General features: G+C 37.3%; 19 protein-coding genes and 2 pseudogenes. 6 read left to right on the top strand and 15 right to left on the bottom strand.

Annotated features, from left to right (window positions below; all coding sequences use genetic code 11):
- The first annotated feature begins 19 nt into the window (after positions 1-19).
- Together ACY45D_RS01190 and ACY45D_RS01185 are read left to right on the top strand one after the other, a co-directional pair.
- Complete coding sequence (locus ACY45D_RS01190) at positions 20-451, top strand: hypothetical protein (protein ID WP_463108101.1); 432 nt, start codon at positions 20-22, stop codon at positions 449-451.
- Positions 448-1274: pseudogene (locus tag ACY45D_RS01185) on the top strand (IS4-like element ISAba33 family transposase); the annotation flags it as partial. The gene ACY45D_RS01190 and the pseudogene ACY45D_RS01185, both read left to right, overlap by 4 nt.
- A 27-nt stretch (positions 1275-1301) precedes the next feature.
- Here ACY45D_RS01185 and ACY45D_RS01180 read toward each other — a convergent pair.
- The 5 genes from ACY45D_RS01180 to ACY45D_RS01160 are packed head-to-tail and all read right to left on the bottom strand — an operon-like array spanning position 1302 to position 7422.
- Positions 1302-2738 (bottom strand): transposase, encoded by a 1437-nt coding sequence (locus tag ACY45D_RS01180; protein WP_463109393.1) that lies wholly within the window; start codon positions 2736-2738, stop codon positions 1302-1304.
- Positions 2731-3846, bottom strand: coding sequence for a TniQ family protein (locus tag ACY45D_RS01175; protein ID WP_463108100.1), 1116 nt, complete (start codon positions 3844-3846; stop codon positions 2731-2733). Before ACY45D_RS01175 ends, ACY45D_RS01180 begins: the two co-directional genes overlap by 8 nt.
- A gap of 29 nt (positions 3847-3875) precedes the next feature.
- Positions 3876-4796 (bottom strand): TniB family NTP-binding protein, encoded by a 921-nt coding sequence (locus ACY45D_RS01170; protein ID WP_463108099.1) that lies wholly within the window; start codon positions 4794-4796, stop codon positions 3876-3878.
- A gap of 4 nt (positions 4797-4800) precedes the next feature.
- A complete protein-coding gene (locus ACY45D_RS01165; protein ID WP_463108098.1) occupies positions 4801-6711 on the bottom strand; it encodes a Mu transposase C-terminal domain-containing protein in 1911 nt (636 codons plus the stop codon).
- Entirely contained in the window at positions 6712-7422 is a 711-nt protein-coding gene (locus ACY45D_RS01160; RefSeq protein ID WP_463108097.1) for a TnsA endonuclease N-terminal domain-containing protein, read from the bottom strand.
- Positions 7423-7574: 152 nt separating this feature from the next.
- Here ACY45D_RS01160 and ACY45D_RS01155 point away from each other — a divergent pair.
- Positions 7575-8228 (top strand): annotated as a pseudogene (locus tag ACY45D_RS01155) (ATP-binding protein); the annotation flags it as partial.
- Positions 8229-8253: 25 nt separating this feature from the next.
- Positions 8254-8763 (top strand): GNAT family N-acetyltransferase, encoded by a 510-nt coding sequence (locus ACY45D_RS01150; protein WP_463108096.1) that lies wholly within the window; start codon positions 8254-8256, stop codon positions 8761-8763.
- A gap of 90 nt (positions 8764-8853) precedes the next feature.
- Here ACY45D_RS01150 and ACY45D_RS01145 read toward each other — a convergent pair whose 3' ends face one another.
- Together ACY45D_RS01145 and ACY45D_RS01140 are read right to left on the bottom strand one after the other, a co-directional pair.
- A complete protein-coding gene (locus ACY45D_RS01145; protein WP_463108095.1) occupies positions 8854-9624 on the bottom strand; it encodes a TorF family putative porin in 771 nt (256 codons plus the stop codon).
- Positions 9625-10078: 454 nt separating this feature from the next.
- Positions 10079-10849, bottom strand: a complete 771-nt coding sequence (locus tag ACY45D_RS01140) for a TorF family putative porin (RefSeq protein ID WP_463108094.1) — start codon at positions 10847-10849, stop codon at positions 10079-10081.
- Between the two features lie 311 nt (positions 10850-11160).
- Here ACY45D_RS01140 and ACY45D_RS01135 point away from each other — a divergent pair, with 311 nt between their 5' ends.
- On the top strand, positions 11161-12456 hold the full coding sequence (locus ACY45D_RS01135; protein WP_463108093.1) for an OprD family outer membrane porin: 1296 nt from the start codon (positions 11161-11163) through the stop codon (positions 12454-12456).
- Between the two features lie 98 nt (positions 12457-12554).
- Here ACY45D_RS01135 and ppa read toward each other — a convergent pair whose 3' ends face one another.
- Entirely contained in the window at positions 12555-13091 is a 537-nt protein-coding gene (ppa, locus tag ACY45D_RS01130; protein WP_463108092.1) for an inorganic diphosphatase, read from the bottom strand.
- A gap of 123 nt (positions 13092-13214) precedes the next feature.
- On the bottom strand, positions 13215-13613 hold the full coding sequence (locus tag ACY45D_RS01125; protein WP_463108091.1) for an MAPEG family protein: 399 nt from the start codon (positions 13611-13613) through the stop codon (positions 13215-13217).
- Positions 13614-13716: 103 nt separating this feature from the next.
- Here ACY45D_RS01125 and ACY45D_RS01120 point away from each other — a divergent pair, with 103 nt between their 5' ends.
- Positions 13717-14112, top strand: coding sequence for a hypothetical protein (locus tag ACY45D_RS01120; protein WP_463109392.1), 396 nt, complete (start codon positions 13717-13719; stop codon positions 14110-14112).
- 65 nt (positions 14113-14177) lie between these two features.
- Here ACY45D_RS01120 and ACY45D_RS01115 read toward each other — a convergent pair whose 3' ends face one another.
- The 6 genes from ACY45D_RS01115 to ACY45D_RS01090 all read right to left on the bottom strand — a co-directional run bounded on the left by ACY45D_RS01115 (position 14178) and on the right by ACY45D_RS01090 (position 21573).
- Entirely contained in the window at positions 14178-15851 is a 1674-nt protein-coding gene (locus ACY45D_RS01115; RefSeq protein ID WP_463108090.1) for a long-chain-fatty-acid--CoA ligase, read from the bottom strand.
- A 147-nt stretch (positions 15852-15998) separates the two neighbouring features.
- Positions 15999-18218 (bottom strand): DNA topoisomerase IV subunit A, encoded by a 2220-nt coding sequence (parC, locus tag ACY45D_RS01110; RefSeq protein WP_463108089.1) that lies wholly within the window; start codon positions 18216-18218, stop codon positions 15999-16001.
- A 233-nt stretch (positions 18219-18451) separates the two neighbouring features.
- Positions 18452-18769: a hypothetical protein gene (locus ACY45D_RS01105; protein ID WP_463108088.1), complete on the bottom strand. Its 318-nt coding sequence runs from the start codon at positions 18767-18769 to the stop codon at positions 18452-18454.
- Positions 18770-18932: 163 nt separating this feature from the next.
- Positions 18933-20252 carry a niacin transporter NiaP gene (gene niaP, locus ACY45D_RS01100; protein WP_463108087.1) on the bottom strand — a complete coding sequence of 440 codons (1320 nt, stop codon included), beginning with the start codon at positions 20250-20252 and terminating at the stop codon, positions 18933-18935.
- A 147-nt stretch (positions 20253-20399) separates the two neighbouring features.
- On the bottom strand, positions 20400-21044 hold the full coding sequence (locus tag ACY45D_RS01095) for a trimeric intracellular cation channel family protein (RefSeq protein WP_463108086.1): 645 nt from the start codon (positions 21042-21044) through the stop codon (positions 20400-20402).
- Positions 21045-21105: 61 nt separating this feature from the next.
- Complete coding sequence (locus ACY45D_RS01090) at positions 21106-21573, bottom strand: YchJ family protein (RefSeq protein ID WP_463108085.1); 468 nt, start codon at positions 21571-21573, stop codon at positions 21106-21108.
- Positions 21574-21584: the final 11 nt, after the last annotated feature.

Below are 21584 nucleotides of genomic sequence, written 5' to 3'. Positions count from 1 at the left end.
TATAGTTCAGGAGATGAACATGGACTTCCAATCAAAACAAAAACAAGTTTTAGCTGGGTTGATTCAACCTGTTTTATTCGCCGCATTATTGAGTTCGCCACTCATATCAACCAGTACCTTTGCTCATAATGAGACTAAGCATACGACCATAGCTTGTAATAATTCAAAAACCAATGCCTTACAGGATGCCATGCGAATGTTATGGGCTCAGCATATGGAATGGACTTATGCTGCTGTTACAGCCTACGCAACCGACTCCCCTGCATTTCCAGCCACAGCCAATAGATTAATGCAAAATCAGGCAGATATTGGCAATGCAATTAAACCATTTTATGGTGAGAAAGCGGGAAATGCTTTAACAAAACTTTTACAGGAGCATATTAATGCTGCTGTCAGTGTTGTAAAAGCGGCAAAAGCCAATGATAAACCTGCTCTGGATAAAGCGATTTAACTTTGGATAGAACTAATTGGAAATGGGGAAAACGAGATATTAATATCTTGATGTTAGCCATCGTCTATCGTGGAATAGCGATACCTATTGTTTGGACATTGCTCAATAAACGTGGAAATTCAGATACAAAAGAGCGTATTGCTTTGATTCAACGCTTTATCTCCATTTTTGGTAAAGATCGTATTGTGAATGTGTTTGCAGACAGAGAATTTATCGGTGAGAAATGGTTTACATGGTTAATTGAAAATGACATTAACTTCTGTATACGTGTTAAAAAAACTTTATTGTGACCAATCACTTAGCCAAGAATCATAAAATTAGTGATTTATTTCGCCATCTTCAAGTTGGTCAAACTGAATGTCGTAAACGACGTATTTGGGTTGGTCGAGTGAAACTGTATATTAGTGCGCTACGATTAGAAGATGGAGAGCTTTTACTTGTTGTTTCTCCTATGTTTAATGCTTCTGCTATTCGTGATTATGCATTACGCTGGGAAATCGAAACGTTATTTAGTTGTCTCAAAGGACGTGGATTCAATCTTGAAAATACTCGTTTAACAGACCCTAGACGAGTCAAGAAATTGATAGCAGTGCTAGCTATCGGTTTCTGTTGGTGCTATTTAACAGGTGAATGGCAACATGATCGGAAAAAAGCGATAAAAATAAAGAAGCATGGACGACTTTCAGTAAGTTTATTTCGCTACGGTTTGGACTATGTTCAAATGGCTATTCTACGTTTGATTGGTTTTGGAAAAAAAGAAGAATTTAAGAAAGTGCTAGCAATTTTAAGAAAGAAAAAGCCTGATAGGACAAGGACCCTATGAAATTTGTCGTGTACAGAGAAATAGTCATTATCTAATAGCGACTTTTGGCAACCAAAATGAATATCCTTTAAATCTGATAATATAACCATCATTTACCTCCGTAATCATTTCAGCTTTAACCTTCAAAGTGTCAATGTAAGAAAATTGATGGAAATATCTAAGACCATTTCTGATCCAACTGATGATAGCTTTGCTGCTAATTAAATCAGTCTGAGTTAGAGCAACAATCTTGTTTTCTAGTTTTTGTTTCCGTTTAATTTTTAAAAATTTAGATTTTTTTAACTTTAAATAATCAATGGAAGTACCGTAATTCTCATTTAAAAAGTTAACGAATCCTGTGAGGGCAGGAGCTTGACCCGAATAGTCAGCTAAATACGCTTTGATATGCTCTAAATTTGGTAATTGGGTACTTTCTTGCCCGATTGAAATCATCAACGCAACAGCAGGCTTTATTGCTAACCTAGCTGAACGTATTGAGGTATCACCTCGTTTGATTTTTTCTTCTAATTTATTCTTGTATTCCAGTACAACATCATAAGCCAAAGATGGTTGTATAATACTTTGTACAAGTTTTTCCATCTGATCTCGTTCTGAACAACTTTTTTTATTATCGGTATCTATTAGAATTTCATGCACTTCTTCAAGCCATTGCATCACCAATTCAAATTTTCTAAGCCCACTGCTTCGTAATACTGATAACAACTGTATTGGTGTAGGTACAGATTGATTCCAATGCATTTCTGTTTTTAGAAAAAAATGAGCATGTTTATTTATATATAACGCAGCCTTATGTGATCCAACTTTCTTTTCTAGCCAATCTGTATAATTCTCATACTGCTGTTTTAAGTAACTAGACTCAAATACTTTCTGATTTTGATCAAATTTATTCCATAATTTTTTATGCCAATAGCAATCATCACAGAGAGCAGCACAGCCTGCTGCAATCATACGGTGACATGAGATACAAGATTTCTGAGGATTATCTCTACATTTTTTACAGGCTTTTTGTCCTGATGCGTCAGACTCCAATAACCGATGTTTCTGACACAGTGGACAAGTTTCGTAATCTCTTGTCGAACATTTGGGACATACCCGTAGATCGTCATTAAATCGTGAAATTCGAGTCAATTTTTGTGATGGTGTACCACATCGCTCACAAGGCTCTATTGGTCTAAAATAAACGGAACAACTATTACAGACCACACCATACTCTGTTAGCTTACCAATTGGTTTATTACTCTGATTACATCGAATACAGGGCTGTTTCTTAATACATTCATTACAAACAGCTTGATCATCGTCCCTAGGGAGCCGAGCAAAATCACCACAACTTGGACATATTCTTTTTTTGAAAATTCTGGCATAGCAAGTCGAACAATATTTTTTGCCTTTATATCGCTTTTTTATGTTAGAAGCAGATTTGTTACATCCATGACAGTCATGCTCAATCATGTTTTCAGTCAAATTGCTGAACTCTACCATTGTTTATTCTTCTTAATAAATTTAACCATTGACGCTGTACACTTGCTTTGGATTTTGGCTTAGTAACAGTTATTGCTGCACGAGAGACAGGATAATGTCTTGTAGGCTTAATCATTAAATCTTTCATCTGTTGGAGCTGAACAGGCAGCTTCTTACGCTTATCCCAAAAGTTTGCATGACTAATTCCGTATTCCTTTGAACGCTGTATTAGTAAATTACATGGAATATCCATAATCTGATCCAATATTGAAAGCAAAACTATTCGCTCCTGAGTATTCAGATATTCAAATGCCAAAGGAGTAATTGGTTTTGGAAGATGTAAATTTACGTCAAAACTTTCAAATAATTGAATCACATTTTTATTGGGCGTATTGACCAAAAATCTGATCTCACTAAGCCATGCTCGAGCAATTTCAAACCATACTTGAGAAGTCACTAAGGATTGATTATAAAAACCAAATTTTTGTTTTAAGACTTGCTCTGCTTTATTTTGGAAGTTTAAAGCATTTAAATTGATGTTTTTGCTTTCCTCACAACGCCTTAAATCAAAACCACATGTCGTACAGATCGCTAAACAACCATGTTCCATATCGGCTTTAAATGGTTGGATCGTCACACCACATTCAGGGCAATGGTCAATTAAACTTAACTGATGCTCAACACAACTACAATGCCACCCCATACGCCACATTAAACGCAAATAAGGCGGATTTTCATGACTTTTCAAGCATTCAACACACACTTGCCGACCTGATGTATTTGAGCGGTTTCGTGTGCCCAAGGATAAAACCCAAGGGATATTTTGATTTGGATCATAATTTGGCTGTATCTGAGAAACGACGCTACTCAACATCGATTGCTGTATATTCTGTTTTGACTCCATACTATGAGATAACAGAGCATCGAACCTTTCTGCATCTACTCCTTTGTCTAAATCAATCGTTAAAGCTCTCCATTTCCCCCATAAAGCCTCAATGAGAACCATAGGTGAGCAACCTACATCTAAGGCGGAACGAATCAACCACGATGAAAATACTTCCCCTTGCTGAATGGGAGTTCTGATATACCAACATTGTTCAGGTTGACTCATCTCTACCTCCCTATAATGATTTAGCAAAATTAACTCAGGCTGAGATTTATATTTCTAATATTTCTTAAACCCTCCGTAGGTTTAAGCCATTTAAACTTATGTACGATGTCATAGGTAATTTCTTCATCACCTTGTAAAATGGCTTCTTTAGCACACTCCACCAATAATCGATTTAAATCCCCCAGATTTCCACCTGACACTTCAAAAATCAACGTAGCAATCTCTTTGGATGCAAGATTAGACTGTTTTTTTAACGGCAATAGTCGAACATAGCTCACTAATAATCTTAAAAAATCTTGATTGAGTTCCCATTTGGGTAAATTCACCACGTCAAAACGACTGGCATATTGCGGATCAGTATGAAGTATCGTGATTGCTTCACGAGTACCGACCCCCACGATATTCAGACTCAATTCATTGCTGAGATTCTTAAGGGTATTCATAACTTCAGGAAGCAATTTGGTTGAACCTGTCAAACAATTATGAATTTCATCAATGATCAACATTTTTGTCTCATACTTCCGCATCAAGTGTACGGCTTGATTTCGCAATTTAGCTTCAGGATCACTTGCACGAAATGGTACAAAAAAATGATTTAGAATATTGATATAGAGTTCTTTAACATTGGCTTTTGCAGGGGCAAGTATCGGCAAAACTGGCTTAGTTACCGAGAGCAAGTCCATGTCTGCATCACTTACTGTTTTCGTATAATACTTTTTGGCAAACTCATGAATGATGGTTGTTTTTCCCATATTGGAGTCACCAACAATCAACAAACATTCGGGTCTTAGTTTCCTAGGACGATTCAAAATATCGGTCAATGTATTCATAATGCTCATGGCTTTTTTATAGCCAATCCATCGATCGGTAAATAATGTCTCAATCCGCTCACTATCGCTTAATTGCATGATTTCAAGTACATGCTCTGCAAGATGTTCATATTTTTCCATTGCATCACCTTAAATCTTCAAATGCACTTAAAGGAGTACTCCACAAATCATCACTTGTCTGAAGACTTTCGGACATTACAGCTTTTTTAGACTGTTTCTGTTCGGATAGCTGAGTAATTGCTTTTTCATTTTCCTTTTTTCTTTGGTTTGAGCGACGTTGCTTTCGAGTCAAGCTTCGAGCTTGATTAAGCTGCTCACGTAAATGCAAAATCGCCTTATAAATTTCATCTTGATTCTGAACATCTTGACGCTCATTCTTGAGATAGTTCTGAACCTGTTTATATTCAAATAAACTAATCGGTGGAATCTCTCGCTTTGCAGTGGGTACTTTAAAATAGGTATTTGAAAATGGTTCATAAAACCAAATCAATGAAATATCTCTCGGATCACGCTTGAATAAAAATTTTCTTTTCCGTTTTCGATTACTGTCTTTTGGATCAATGGAATTAACCCATTGTCTTAAGCAGTCGGCAAAATAGAATAAGTTATCTTTTTGCACACCTGTACGTTGAATGGTTGCTTCAAATTCAGGTAGAAAATCAATAAATAAAGTATCCTCATCCGATACACGTTCTTTCAAACCTGTTCCTGCAGTCGTCTTCGTTCCCCAAACACCTTCTTCCCATTTAACTATTGGGGCTGTTCCTAAAGCTGAATGCTTCTTTTGATGGTAGATTTTAGTAATCCAATAAACGATATAGTATTCAAGCTCTTTTAATGTCATACAGGCTTGTTTAGCTGAATCGTATGTTCCACGTTGTTGCACGTTTGAAAAAGTTGTACCATCCAAAACATGCATTTCAAGATTGACAATACCAAGCATACGCTCGATGTGACCGCCAAACCTTGCACCACCAATTGGTCGGTATTCCCAATGAATCCCATACTTTAGACAAGCTTTACTGATGTGATTGGTTCTAAAATCCGACCCATTATCTGTATGAACAGAGTCCATGATCCCTTCAACTTGCCATTCAGCATCAATATCGAGTTCGATCAACTTGCGCTTTTTTGACAAAATACAGGATGCTATACACATCGCCACTGAGGTCGTACTAGGTGCCTCTAGTGATAAGTAATACCCTACGATCATCCGACTGAAAACATCGATTGCCAAGGTTAAGTGAGGTTTTCCAATCGCTTCTCTAAACTCATCGTCCACGATTTCAATGTCTAAAGGGGTATGGTCAATCTGAACATATGCCAATGGATAGTCGGCATTTGGAAATGAACCCGCAGCAGCTTTAAATTTATCTATTGCAGCTTTTGATCCAAGACGTGCTTTTGTTACTTGATAATCATTTAAAGCCTCAATTCTTCTTCTAATAGAGTTTTCATGCGGTGCTTCAAGCTGAAGCCGAGAACATTCTGCTTTTACAATTTCAATTGTTTTGGAAATACTTGGTTTCTTGGCATTCAAATATTCATCGTTGATAGCTTGCTTAATGATATTGCTAACTTGAAGCGACAACCTTGATTTGTCATTCGTCCAACCTCGTTTTTTTGGAATCAACGCCATTAAAGAGTTATTTTCCCGATAATCTTTAAGCCATTTCCACAATGTTGAACGATTCACATCATATTCACTAGCCCTATTTTCGACCAGTTCAGTCGTGGAATACTCAATCAGTGGTTTAATAATTTCATAACGCTGTAAAGCAATCTGCCACGCTTCATTACTGATATCCTGATCACCCTTATTCAGATTTTCAGTGAGCGTATTTTCTCCATCAAAAACCGTCAAACTTTTAGCATTAACCTGTAAGCTACGCACAGAATCCAGACTAGAAATGACAATATCATTTGCGTTCAAAACATTCACAATTTTATAGGGTTGTCCCTCATAACCGACCACCACATTGAGTTTAAGTGTGATACGACTACGATCAATACTGATAGCATTAGATTCAATCATTTAGATATTCCTCGCAATTGCATCATTTTGGTTCATCCATATCGCTGTTTCAGCCGTCAGGGGACAATATAAGTCACAAGCAATCATTCGCTTTGCCACTAACGCCCAAACTTGGTGAATCCCTTTTAAAACATTGGTTTTATCTTTAAAAATATGAGCAGGTAATTGATTAATTGTTGATTGACCTAACTGTCGTAGGGTATCGAGTAATAGTTGTTGATCAACAGCATCTACATGAGAGCGTCTAAACTTTCGTAAAAAGTTAATATTCTCCCAATATTGATCATATAGTCTTGTTTCACTGATAATTTTAAACTTCCATCCTTTATCAGCAGCAAAACGGTGCGCTGCTCTAAATTTTGGTTTTAACTTATCCCAGTCCTCAACAAGCTTTTTCTTAGGCTTAATTTCGATGAGCATTGGTACTGGGAAATCCTCAAAATCATCGCAATTCAAACTTGAAAACTGCACCAAAAAGTCAGGTGTATAGGTAGATTCATTGCCTAATTCGGTAATGTAAGGAATAACTACAGGTTGACCTACAACATCAATCACATTGTTATTAAATTCTTGCTTGAATATGAAATCTCGTTCAAGAGTGGATTCAAACCAAATGGTTTTTTCACCTCTAAAGGCATAATTGCCTGAAATACTCCCATAAACAGTTTGTGCTTTTCTAACAGGAGAGTACTCATCACTCAATTTTTTCATAAAAACCGCCTTACAACCACTCGTGCTTATTAATGTAGTTTTGCAAGCCACTCGTCTCTATTAATGTAAATAATCTAACTTAATTGTGTAAAAATAGAGTAATAACCTGTTGATTCTCTATAATGCCACTCTATTCTATTACTGTAAATGACAGTGGTTCACATCCAAAACCGGGGGAAATAACGCTGGCACATTTAGGCGTATTATTCCTAGATGAATTGCCAGAATTTGACCGTAAAGTTTTAGAAGTCCTACGACAACCACTTGAATCTAAAGAAATCGTGATTTCTCGTGCATCACGACAAATTACCTTTCCTGCCAATTTCCAATTGATTGCAGCAATGAACCCCTGCCCTTGCGGTTATGCATTTAATCAGGACAGTCGCTGTCAATGCTCTGCAGAATCAATTAAGCGTTATCAAAATCGAATTTCAGGCCCTTTATTGGATCGTATTGATTTGCATATCGATGTACCGCCTTTAAAAGCCCAAGAACTGCAAGATCAACAGCCCGTAGAGAATTCTGCAACGGTCAGAGCACGTGTGATTCAAGCTTTTAATTTTCAAATTCAGAGACAAGGTGGATTAAATCATGGACTGTCGCCTAAAGAACTAGAAGTCCATGTCGTATTAGATGAAGCCTCAAAAAAGATGCTCGAAATGGCACAACAGCGTTTAAATCTTTCTGCACGTGCTTATCATCGTATTTTACGTGTGGCGAGGACGATTGCAGATTTAGCCCAAAGTGATGAAATTCAAAGTGCGCATCTCACTGAAGCTTTATCTTATCGAGGAACTCAAGCTTAGGTTTTGGAATTTAAACAGGATAAATATGCTTAATTTAATTTTAAGAAATGAACAAGATCAAGATGTTGATGCTATTTTCAAACTCACTGAATCTGCTTTTAAAAATGCGGAACATACAGATCACACTGAACAATTTATTGTCAATGCGCTTAGAAAGGCACAACAATTAACACTTTCAATTGTTGCTGAACGAGAACAACAGATCATAGGTCATGTTGCAATTTCACCCGTAGAAATTTCCTCAGGCGCATCAGATTGGTATGGTTTAGGGCCTATTTCGGTTGCACCCGAATACCAACAACAAGGTGTCGGCTCAGCTTTAATGCAATACTCCTTACAACAACTCAAACAACTCGGTGCCGTTGGATGCGTGGTCTTGGGTGATCCTGCATATTATTCCAAATTTGGTTTTAACGTGATTCCAAACCTAACTTTAGCGGATGTGCCTGCTGAATATTTTCAAGCACTTTCTTTTACAGGTATGTTTCCACAAGGTGAAGTTACATATTCTCAAGCCTTCTCAGCAACGCAATAAAACACCATCGTTGTTGATCATTTAAAAATACAAAAGGTGACATCAAGTCACCTTTTGTTTAGCACATTGCTTTTATCACTGGTTTTAAAATTAGAATGCTTTAGTCAATGTAAATACTGCACCTGTTTCAACACCACGCTTAGCTGAATCAGTCATATCTTTGGTATCAATATTGGTACCAATTGCAGCAAGCTCAGCTGTTACCGTTGGAATTGACTTAAAGGTATACGTTACACCAGCTTTCCAGTCAACATAGTTATCATCACCATTGAAATCATATTTATCATCGTCAGTAACAACGGTATAGCCAACATTTGCAACACCACCAAAACCAGTCGCACCAAACGGTACAGAATAACCGATATTCACATTCCAACTATTCGCATCTGCACCTGCATAGTCATTTGTATAATTAATATTGGTTAAAATGCTATCACCTTCTGCAAATGCATTTTTAAAGGTTAATTTACCGTACAACTCAACCCAATTAAGATCACTTGCACTTGGATAGCTATAATACCAAACCCCAACATCTAAAATTGGCTTGCTCGCAAAACCATCTAATGATGTTGAATAACCAATGAAAGGGTCAAGTTCTAAATGTGGGTCAGGCGATCCAAAGTTTACATTTGAACCCCAAAGACCAGCATATAAACCTGAATTGTGCGACAAAGTAAAACCTGCTTGTACCGCTGGATCATTCCCTGTTTGTGTGATTCCACGATAACGATAATCACTGGTTACAGCAGCACTACCAGAAAAACTTAAACCTAATTTTGAAAGTGTATTATCTTCTGCCATCGTCATTGTTGTTGCTACTGACAAAACTGCGAATGTGAATGCTTTAGTTGAGAATTTCATCTTGAGTGTTCCCCCATCATACGATGTATATTTGTTTTGCTAAAATTTGATAAACTCGCTAATTGCTTAGCAATAGCTATGCCAAGTTTTTATTCGCATGTTATTAGAAGATTTATAAAATTAAATAAATAACTGTTTTTATTAATTTATTTTTAATTAATATTCATCTAAACCACTTATCTGACCACCGCCGAAATTCTAATTTCAACCATCAACACAGCAATAACTTTTATATCGACTGTGTTAGTAACAAATTTAAGCGTAATTTTTTATTTATACGAAAGCTTATACATATAGGAATAGAAAGAACCAAAACCATCAGAAAACAAGAGAAAAATAGCAGGCTAAATGATGATTTATTTTACTTTTTAATCGTCGATCAATACTTTTCTAAAAATGCATAAAAAAAGTGCATCATTTTCTTAAACAATGCACTTTTAAAGAGATCTATCCACTAAAAATTATAGCTTAGAGCAAAGACCACATTATTCTCAAAGTCTTCGCCTAAACGATCTTTACCACCAAGCACATAATCCAAGCTAGCTGAAACATCAGATTGAGCGATCACTTTACTCACACCGATTCGGGCTTCATTAAAAGCAAAATCCTTTTTGGTTTGGACGATATCATCGTCATGGCTACTGTTATATGCCGAAGCACCATACACCGCAATTAAGCTAAAATCTTGAGGCAAAGGATGGCTATACGCTGCACTAAAGTACACATCTCCTGCATTGGCAGATGCAGCATCAGCCAATATGATCGATGCGCTTAAGGTTAAATTTTTATAGGCTATTTCTCCAAGTACATCAAAAGCTGTCGTTTTACGCTGATTCTCTTGATCTGCATAAACGGTTCCACCATTTTGATAGATATAAGCAGTCGCTTTTAAGTTATAGCTCCAATCTTGTGCAATTTCTTGCCCATAAGCAATGTATAAATTATGTTCAAAACCATGATCTTGTGCTTCATCTGACGGATCATAACTGAGTGTAGAACCCCAATACCCAATAGAAATGCCACTTTTGTGCGCATACTCCAATCCACCTTGTATGGCGATATCATCATTTTCAACACCACCATGATAAATATACTTTGAAACTAAGCCTATATTTCCCGAAATAAGCCCATTTGCAACAGGTTGTTTTGATTCTTCAGCAAACACTGAACAAGAAAGTACACTTACAGGCACAGCCCATAACAGTTTGAGAAAAGTTGATTGCATGGAAAATAAATAAAGCAGGAGAAAAATAAAGTGAAATTTTACTGTGCTTTTTAATTGTTGGTAAATTTTTTGGATGCAAATTAAGCCGCTTATTCAATATTTTTTATATTTCTCTAAATTTCATAAGCTTAGTTTTGTTTAAGCAGTTTTTCTCATAAACTAATAACTTTATATTGGATAAATATATTACAAAAATGAAATATTTTTGAGCAAAAGTGATTCCATTTTTATAGATTAAATATACAATTCATCCATTATCTGCACTAAATTCAGTCAGTGATTACCATATTCTCTCGCTTACGAGGAAACACATGCTTAAAGCTACAAAACTTACTTTAGCGGTATTAATTAATGCTGCCATTATTGCCCCAGCATTTGCTAGCGAACAAAGTGAAGCAAAAGGATTTTTAGAAGACTCAACAGGATCTATTTTATTCCGTACTGGTTATATCAGCCGTGATTACAAAAATGTTGCACCAGATAGAGACAAAAGTTCATTTGCTCAAACAGCAATCGTAACGCTTGATTCTGGCTTTACCAAAGGTATCGTCGGTTTCGGTGTTGGCGCAGTTGGCGACGGTTCTTTTAAAATTGGTGATAACAATCACTCAGGCAACAATATGATTCCACGTGATAATGAGGGTAACCCTTATGATCATTGGGCACGTGGTGGTGCAAACGTTAAAGCGCGTTTCTCAAATACAACTGTACGTTACGGTACACAAGTTCTAGACTTACCTGTACTTGCAAGCAACACAGCTCGTCTAGTTCCTGAATATTTCACAGGTACTTTAGTTACAAGCCATGAAATTCAAAACTTGGAATTAGTTGCTGGTAAATTTACTAAAAACCAATATTCAGACCAAATTGCCACTGACCAAAACAAACTAGATGATGCAGTTGTTTGGGGTGCAAAATATAAGTTTGATGATCAGTTAAGCACTTCATATTATGGTTTAGATTCTAAAAATGCTTTAGAACGTCATTATGTAAATGCTAACTATAAATACCCACTTGCAAATCAAAATTCACTTACTTTTGATTTCAGTGGCTACCACACTGAATGGGATAAAGCGGCTTCTACTTATTCATCAACAAAAGGTGATGCTGACGTAGAAGATCGTAGCAACAACATTTGGGCGTTGTCTGGTACTTATAACCAAGGTCCTCATACTGTGATGTTGGCTTACCAACAAAACACGGGTAATACTGGTTATGACTACGGTGCGAATGCAGATGGTGGTCAGTCGATCTACCTTCCTAACTCATACCTGTCTGACTTCATTGGTAACCATGAAAAATCTGCGCAAGTTCAATATAACTTAGACTTCGGTGGTTACGGTGTTCCAGGTTTAAATTGGACGACTGCGTATGTTTATGGTTGGGATATTAAAGCAGTGAGCAATGGTGTTGTAACTGATAACAATGCTAAAGAAAGCGAATTCTTTAACCAAGTAAAATATACAGTTCAATCTGGTTTTGCTAAAGATGTAAGCTTCCGTGCACGTTATTCACACCTACGCGCAGACCAAACATATAACAACGTTTATATGCCAGACACCAATGAATGGCGTTTATTCTTAGATATTCCTGTGAAATTATTTTAATCTCCTGAATGTCTAGTTATAAAAAAACCTGCACTATTTAGTGCAGGTTTTTTTATTGGCTTAAATATTTCAATATTCAAGCCATAATTCAATACGAATTATTTGTTTGCAGCGTTGTAAGCTTCGATTGAGCTTAGTACTTCTTGTTTTGCAACTTCAGAACCTTCCCAACCACTTAATTTAACCCACTTACCCGCTTCAAGATCTTTATAGTGAGCAAAGAAGTGTTCAACTTGTTTGATCAATAATTCTGGAAGGTCTGTATATTCTTGAACATCTTTATAAAGCGGTGTTAATTTTTCATGCGGAACAGCAATCAATTTCGCATCTATACCACCGTCATCTTCCATGTTCAATTTACCCACTGGACGGCAACGGATTACAGAACCTGGCTCAACTGGATAAGGTGTTACAACCAATACGTCTAAAGGGTCACCATCTAAAGATAAAGTATTTGGTACATAACCATAGTTTGCTGGGTAGAACATTGCTGTACCCATAAAACGGTCTACAAATAATGCATCAGAATCTTTATCAATTTCGTATTTAATCGGTGCTGCATTTGCAGGAATTTCGATAATTACATAGATGTCATTTGGTGCATCTTTACCAGCAGGGATATTACTATAGCTCATAGAATACTCTTTCAAGTGAGGTCTTATTTAAAATCTTGTTGATTATAACGCTAAATTGCGTGAACAGTTGCCGATTATACATTTTGCTTCATGAAAATGAACCTAGCATGAATCAGAAAAGATTTAGATCATCCGAATAATCAATAACAATAAAAGAATCGGACAGGCCATCGATAAAAACCAAATGATCGAACGCAGTGTTGAAATATTGGCAAGATAACAAATAGCGTAAATAATACGCAACACGATATATGCAATTCCTAACATCATAATCAAATGCTGTGAAACCACCATATATTCAGCCATGAGAATCGCGGCAATAAACAATGGTAAGCTTTCAAAACTATTCTGTTGCACAGCATTGGCACGTGCTGCCAAGCCTGTGGTTTTGGCTAAGAATTCACGTGGATTCTGATTGTCTGCAATCGTAAAACCGCCAACAACTTTGGCGATGATGGTAAAAACATAAGGAAGTATGCAGGCAATTAGAATTAAATATATGATGCCATCTATCCCAGCCATGATCTGTTCTCATGAAGTATTAATGCGGGTTATCATAGCATGGCATTCAGCGAATAATTTTTGTTAAATAAAGAGTTTTGCAAAATTCTGCAAAGAGGACATTATCGTGCAGCAAGATCAAAAAGCATTGTTTGAAACTTTGGAAAAGCAACGCCAACAGCAAGCCGAAATTGATCGTATATTGAAAATTGCCCTACCGATTATTGCTTTTTTGCTCTGCGTCATTTGTGCAAACTTTAATTGGCAATCTACACTAGGTACATTCACTATTCTTACAGTTGCTTTTCTCGCTGTGGGGGTAAAACGCATGAATTTGTATCTATGGTTAGCCATTATTGCGGTGTACTGTCTGATTGATATTTATTTTAGCTATGGCAGTATCCCTCCGTCTGCCTTAGGTCGCCAGATGGGTACGATGTTGACCTTTACTGCGATTGTTGGTTATAGCCGTCCTTATATCGATGGTTGGTATATTCGTTCTAAAAACACTCCTTTCTAAAAAATTTCCCTGAAACAACAAAAAAGCGCTACATTTGGCGCTTTTTTGTATTTCAATTAGATCAATTACTTACGTAAATCTTTACGTAAGATTTTACCTACGTTTGATTTAGGCAATTCATCCATAAACTCAACATAACGTGGGCGTTTATAGCCTGTTAAGTTTTCTTTAGCATACTCAAGAACTTCTTCAGTTGTTAAAGATTGATCTTTTTTCACAACAAATAGTTTTGGAACTTCACCAGATTTTTCATCAGGTACACCGATTGCTGCAACTTCAAGAACTTTAGGATGTGTTGCAATCACTTCTTCGATTTCAGAAGGATATACGTTAAATCCAGATACCAAAATCATGTCTTTTTTACGATCTACGATTTTGAAGTAACCACGAGCATCCATGATACCGATGTCACCTGTACGGAAATAACCATCTGCTGTCATCACTTTCGCAGTTTCATCAGGACGGTTCCAGTAACCCTTCATGACCTGAGGACCACGAATCGAGATTTCACCTTGCTCACCTTGTGGCAAATGGTTTCCATCGTCATCCAAAATAGCAACATCAGTTAATGGTAATGGAACACCAATCGTACCACTGAACTCAGTTGTAGCAGGTGGGTTTGCAGTTGCAACTGGAGAAGTTTCAGATAAACCATAACCTTCGATAATGATTGTACCTGTTAACTTTTTCCAAGCATCAGCAGTCGATGGTAATACAGCCATACCACCGCCCATTGCCATTTTAAGATTACTAAAATCAAGCTGTCTAAATTCTTCGTTGTGTACCAACGCATTGAATAATGTATTTACAGCAGGGAAGAAACCAGGCTGATATTTACGTAATTCTTTAATCACTGCTGGTAAATCACGTGGGTTAGGAATCAAAACGTTCGCCTGACCTTTGTACATACCGTAAAGTGCGCAAACCATGAAAGCAAAGATATGGTAAAGCGGTAATGCACAGAAGATACGATCATCTTTCGAACCATCACCTTCACCAAATTTACTTTGGAAAATACCATCACATTGCAATAAGTTTGCAACTAAGTTGCGATGTGTAAGCTCAGCACCCTTAGATACGCCTGTGGTACCACCTGTATATTGCAATACAGCAGTATCACTTAAAGTCATACTTGGACGTTTATAATTACTTGGATTTACTTTAGATAATGCAGCATTGAACTTGATATGCCCAGGAATATTCCATGCAGGGATTTGTTTACGAACATTACGTAAAACAAAGTTAACCAATGTGCCTTTTAATGTACCTAGCATATCACCAACAGAAGCAACAACAACGTGCTTAACTGGTGTTTTCCCCAAAATTGCTTGATAAACAGTTGCAAAGTTTTCAACGATAACAAGTGCTTCCGCACCAGAGTCATTCAATTGGTGCTCTAACTCACGAGCGGTATAAAGTGGGTTAACATTAACCAATACCAAACCTGCGCGGAAAACCGCCAAAGCAACAATAGGATATTGAAGAACGTTTGGCATCATCACTGCAACTCGAGAGCCTTTTGCTAAACCAAGGCTTTGAAGATATGCAGCAAATTTGCGGCTTGCAAGTTCAAGGTCACTGAACGACATCACTTTATCCATAAAGATAAAGGCATCACGTGAACCAAATTTCTGGAAATTACGCTCAAAAATGTCAATCAGTGAGGTATTTTCCGGCGGCAATTCTACTGTCTCTGGAATCCCAGTTTTTTGGTATTCAGCGAACCAAATCTTTTCCATAATGCCACATTCTCCAATCAGTAATCCTTGGTTTTAAACTGTTTTTCAATACTGAGCATCATTTTTTAGTTTATTTCTGCTCAATATTACATCCATATTCACGAATATCTCTCATATATAACGTATTTCGATCATTGGATGCTAGTTTTATCTTTGAACCAACAGTCTATTTGCTTTTTGATATCCACGTGGTAAGAGTTGCCCTTTTGAAGCACGCTTACCTACGTATTTTTGCAGGTCTTCCCCCTTAAGTTTTAATTGTTGATTCCCTGCAAGCACTTGAATTATTTCATTTAAATCTACAGTTGTCATGGATAATATCTGCTCATTGCCTTCAAGTTGTATCAACTTGTTTCCTTTACCTTTATTGAGAACAGGTAATTCTGCCAAATCAATTAAAAGTAAGCGTCCTGCCGAGCTGAGTATAGCCAAATGTGTATGATTTTCAATCATTAACAGTGGCATAGCCTTGGCATCATCCGCCACAGTTAGGAAGGTTTTACCTGCTTTTGCATTTGTATCTAACTGTTTCGCAGATGACCTAAAACCATATCCTTTGGAACTTATTGCAACAATTTCGTGATTATTCTCGCCAATAATCACTTGTAAGAAGCCAACACCATTGGCTGGAGAAAGTTTTGAACTCAACGGTTCTCCTAAGCCTCGAGCTGAAGGTAAGCTGTTAATGGCTAAGGCGTAGCTACGTCCACTTTCATCCAATATATAAACTTTCTGATTAGATTTACCTTGTGCATGGCTTAGGTATTGATCCCCTGCTCGGAAATTCAGGTTTTCAGCATCGACGTCGTGGCCTTTTGCAGCACGAATCCAACCTGCTTCTGAAAGTACAACGGTCACCGCTTCAGCAGGCATTAAATCTTGTTCACTGATCGCTTGGGCTTCTGAACGTTGCACGATTGGCGAACGACGATCATCACCAAACTTTTTAGCATCTTCTTTTAATTCATCAATAATTAAAGATTTCAATGATTCTGGATTTGCCAATTGTTCACGAATCACAGCAGCTCTTGCTTCTAATTCTTCTTGTTCACGACGCATTTCCATTTCTTCAAGTTTTGCCAAATGGCGTAACTTGAGTTCCAAAATGGCTTCAGCTTGAATTTCATCGATATTAAAACGTGTCATTAACACAGGTTTAGGTTGATCTTCCTCACGAATGATTTTGATCACTTCATCGATATTTAAAAATGCGATGATTAAACCTTGTAAAATGTGTAAACGCTTTTCGATCTTATTGAGATGATACTGCAAACGTCGAGTCACAGTATTTTTACGGATTTCAATCCATTCTAATAAAATACGACGAATCGATTTCACTTGCGGACGTCCATCTGCACCAATCATGTTCATATTGACACGATAGCTTGATTCTAAATCCGTGGTTGCAAATAAATGACTCATCACCGCTTCAGCATCAATACGGTTTGAACGTAATACAATCACTAAACGGGTTGGATTTTTATGATCTGATTCATCTCGTAAATCACTGACCAATGGCAATTTTTTTGCCTGCATTTGATCTGCAATTTGAGTGATCACTTTCGAACCTGAAACCTGATAAGGCAGTTCAGTAATCACAATCTCGTTTTTCTCAATCTTATAAATTGCACGAGTACGGTAACTACCACGCCCTGCGATTTGAATTTTTAATAATTCTTCAGGTGGCGTAATAATTTCAGCCTTGGTTGGTAAGTCTGGTGCAGGAATATATTCTGCTACTTTTTCATCTGTTAAATTCGGATTGCGAATTAAGGCAATTGTGCCTTTAATTACTTCACGTAAATTGTGCGGCGGAATGTCCGTTGCCATACCGACCGCAATACCTGTTGTACCATTTAATAGGATATTCGGTACACGTGCAGGTAAATTCACAGGTTCTTTCATTGAACCATCAAAGTTATCTTGCCAGTCACATGTCCCTTGACCTAATTCTGCAAGCAATAAATCACTATAAGGTGAAAGCTTGGCTTCGGTATAACGCATTGCTGCGAATGATTTAGGATCGTCAGGTGAACCCCAGTTACCTTGTCCCTCAATAAATGGGTAACGATAACTAAATGGTTGTGCCATCAACACCATCGCTTCATAACATGCTGAGTCACCATGAGGATGGTATTTACCCAATACATCACCGACGGTACGTGCAGATTTTTTTGGCTTACCACTTGGTTTTAAACCCAATTCGCTCATTGCATATACAATACGGCGTTGTACGGGTTTTAAACCATCACTAATATGCGGCAAGGCACGATCCATAATCACGTACATGGCATAGTTTAGGTAAGCTTGTTCGGTAAATTCTGCTACGGAACGGTTTTCTGTCGCATGATGCGCAAGGCTTGTCATAACAACCTTTTATCCTAAATAAATTCGTTCTAAATAAATGTTTATGTATCTAAGTTCTTATGCTAAGTCGCAGTGTCTAACTACACAAGTGTAACTATGTTCCTCAACGACAATTTACGTCTTTAGATGCTTCTAATGACGTAAAATTATCCATTTTTTAGGAAATGAGCAACTTATTATTTAAGTTTATCTTTTTTAAGTCGAAAACCATTTATCCTCAAAGTGATAATAATCTAAATATTCCTAAACTTATTTAATCTCACAAACCTAGCTTTTACCGACTGAATACAATAGCTCATGATCCAACCAACACAATATAGAAAAAATAAAGTAAGCGGGATAATCAAAACATAAGCCATAACCCAATTCAGCTTCACCAATATGGGTTTTAATCCTAAAAAATCTAATGCTGCTAATTGAGTAGCAATAGGTAACTGTAAGAAAACAAAATTTCCTTTGTTATCTGTCATTGGATCTAAAGCGATATAAAGACAAAATAAAGTCGCTAAAATATATAAAATGCAAAGGCTTATACCTATCTTACTTTTCACTATTTTCTCCTTAATATTTCTAAATTTATCTAAAAATATTTATTATTCATGTTTTCTTAATATTTAACTTTAGAAAAAATTAAACGAATGGATAATAGATGATATAGATCACCTCCCCCCATTCATTTATACACTTTTCTTTTATATTATTTTAAACAATGTCCTACAACCCAATCTCTTCCAAAGTTTTGCCTTTGGTTTCCTCACCCAAAACTAAAATCACCGCAGCTACAGCGAAAAGTACCGCAGTAAACATCATAAATACTGCACTAAAACCATTCGATGCCACCATCATATGCGTCACTACCAGAGGCGCAACAATACCACCGATACGTCCAATCGCAGATGCCCAACCTGAACCAAAAGCACGAATATTGGTTGGGTATTGTTCAGGTGTATAGGTATATAAAACGCCCCACGCGCCTAAATTAAAGAACGACATCAAACACCCCCACAACATAATCATATTGACCGTTGTCGATTGCCCAAAAAAATAAGCGGAAACAGCACACATCCCAATAAAACCTGTCAATGTCGCTTTACGCCCCAGTTTTTCCACCAACCAAGCGGCAACAACATAACCAGGCAGTTGAGCCAAAATCATCCCCAAAACATATTCAAATGACTGCACAATGGTATAACCTTGTTTCACCAACAGGCTTGGTAACCACGTAAAAATTCCATAATAAGAAAACACGATTCCAAACCAAATCAGCCATAACATCAGCGTTCGTTTTGCAAATGGATTTGACCAAAGCTGCGAAAAAGAAACACTCTGCTTTGCCGCAACAGGTTTGACTTCAATTGTTTCTATCACTTCCACACCGCATTGACGTTCTAGGTTTTGTACCAAAGCATGCGCTTCTTGAATACGCCCACGATTGATCAAATAGGGAATTGATTCAGGGACTTTCTTTAAAATAATAAACACATAAATTGCGGGTAAACCACCTATTAAAAAAGCGATATGCCAACCATAATCGGGAATCACAAAATAAGAAATTAAAGCCGCGACTAACCAGCCGAGCCCCCAAAAACTTTCTAAAAGTACAATAAAGCGACCACGCACCTGTGCAGGAATATATTCACTGACCAATGTCACTGCGACAGGAAGTTGCCCACCTAAGCCCAAGCCGACAATAAAGCGGAACACCAAGAGCCATGTTAAATTCGGTGCAAAAGCACATAAAGAGGTCGCAACACTATACGTCACTAAGGTAATTGCAAAAACAGTTCGCCGACCAATTTTATCAGCGAGCCCACCAGAACATACTGCACCTATCGCCATGCCAACAAAGCCGATCGAAACGACCCAACCTTTTTCAGTCGGCGACATCTGCCATTCTTCAGCCATTTTGGTGAGAATAAACGAGATAAGCCCCGTATCCATCGCATCGAACATCCACCCCAAGCCAATCACCCAAAGCAAAGTATAGTGAAATCTGCCAATGGGTAAACGTTGTACTCGTGAAACTAAATCCATAACGATTTCTCTGTATACGATGAAAGTGGGAATACTGATATTGCTTTCACAACAGGATTTCTGATTTTTTTGGTTATTGTGATGATCTTGAAACCAAGATCATCGATTCAATGAGAATTTAAAAACTAAGCATTTTATTATTCTAAATCAAGTCTCATCTTTGGATGACGCAGAGTGTCCGTCATCATCTTTATAAATAAATTTAGGCATTTCTAAACCAAAATAAATAGCGATACAACGTAATGCGAAACCAAAAACTAAGGTTGAAATAACCGTTATTTCTAACGATAAACCGACATCGATACAGAACCAATAGAAAATTACCGCAACAAAAGAGATTGAAGCATAAAGCTCACGGCGGAAAACCAATGGTACGTCATTACATAAAATATCACGCAAAATACCGCCTGATACCCCAGTCAAAACGCCTGCAACGGCTGAAACAACAAAACCATGTCCCATTTGCAAGGCAATCTGGCAACCAATGATCGTAAAACCAATTAAACCTAAAGCATCAAGCAGTAGGAAAATAGAATGCAAGTGCTTCATCCATTTGGCAATCAAGATTGTGACAAATGCAGCACAACATGTCAGTACCAAGTATTCAGGATGTTTAACCCAAGTAAGTGGATAGTGCCCTAATAAAACATCACGGACTGAGCCACCGCCTAATGCAGTGACACAAGCGATCAAAACCACTCCAAACCAGTCCATACTGCGTCGTCCTGCGGATAACGCACCTGTCATGGCTTCTGCGGTAATGGCGATAATATAAATAATGGTGAGTAACATTTCCCTTCATCCACTGATGGGTAAAAGATGCGCGCTATTTTAAGGCATCTTTTGAAAAAAACTACAGGTATCGTGCACAACATTGTTTAAATTTCTTGGTAGACCCGCAAATACAAAGCTGCTTCATCGTGACCTGCTGATCTGTCGTAGGATCTAAGAAGTACCACGTTTCATTATGTTTTACAAAGTATGAAACCTCATGATGAATTTGGGTTTGTTTGGCATCTTTATAATGCGCTTTAAATTCAACCTGAGCGTGATTTTTATCCATTTTTTCATTGGCTTGAACCACTTCAAGTTTTAACCATTGATTGGCTTTGCTCCAATCTGCAATGGCTTTTATATCTAAAGCACGTTGCTGACCAATTGCAGTGGTTTTCACAATATAATCAATTTCATGCTTTGCGAAAGCACTATAACGGGAACGCATCAATTGTTCAGCTGTTTGGGCTTTATCATTACCTAAGTGTAATGGCTGACAACATTCTGAATACTGTGCTGAACCACAAGGGCAAGTTTGATCTGACATCCGAAATCCAT

It is taken from the genome of Acinetobacter sp. BZX-2 (assembly GCF_055179795.1).
Note: the sequence above shows the minus strand (reverse complement) of the source record. Positions and strands in the feature narration are given on the sequence as shown.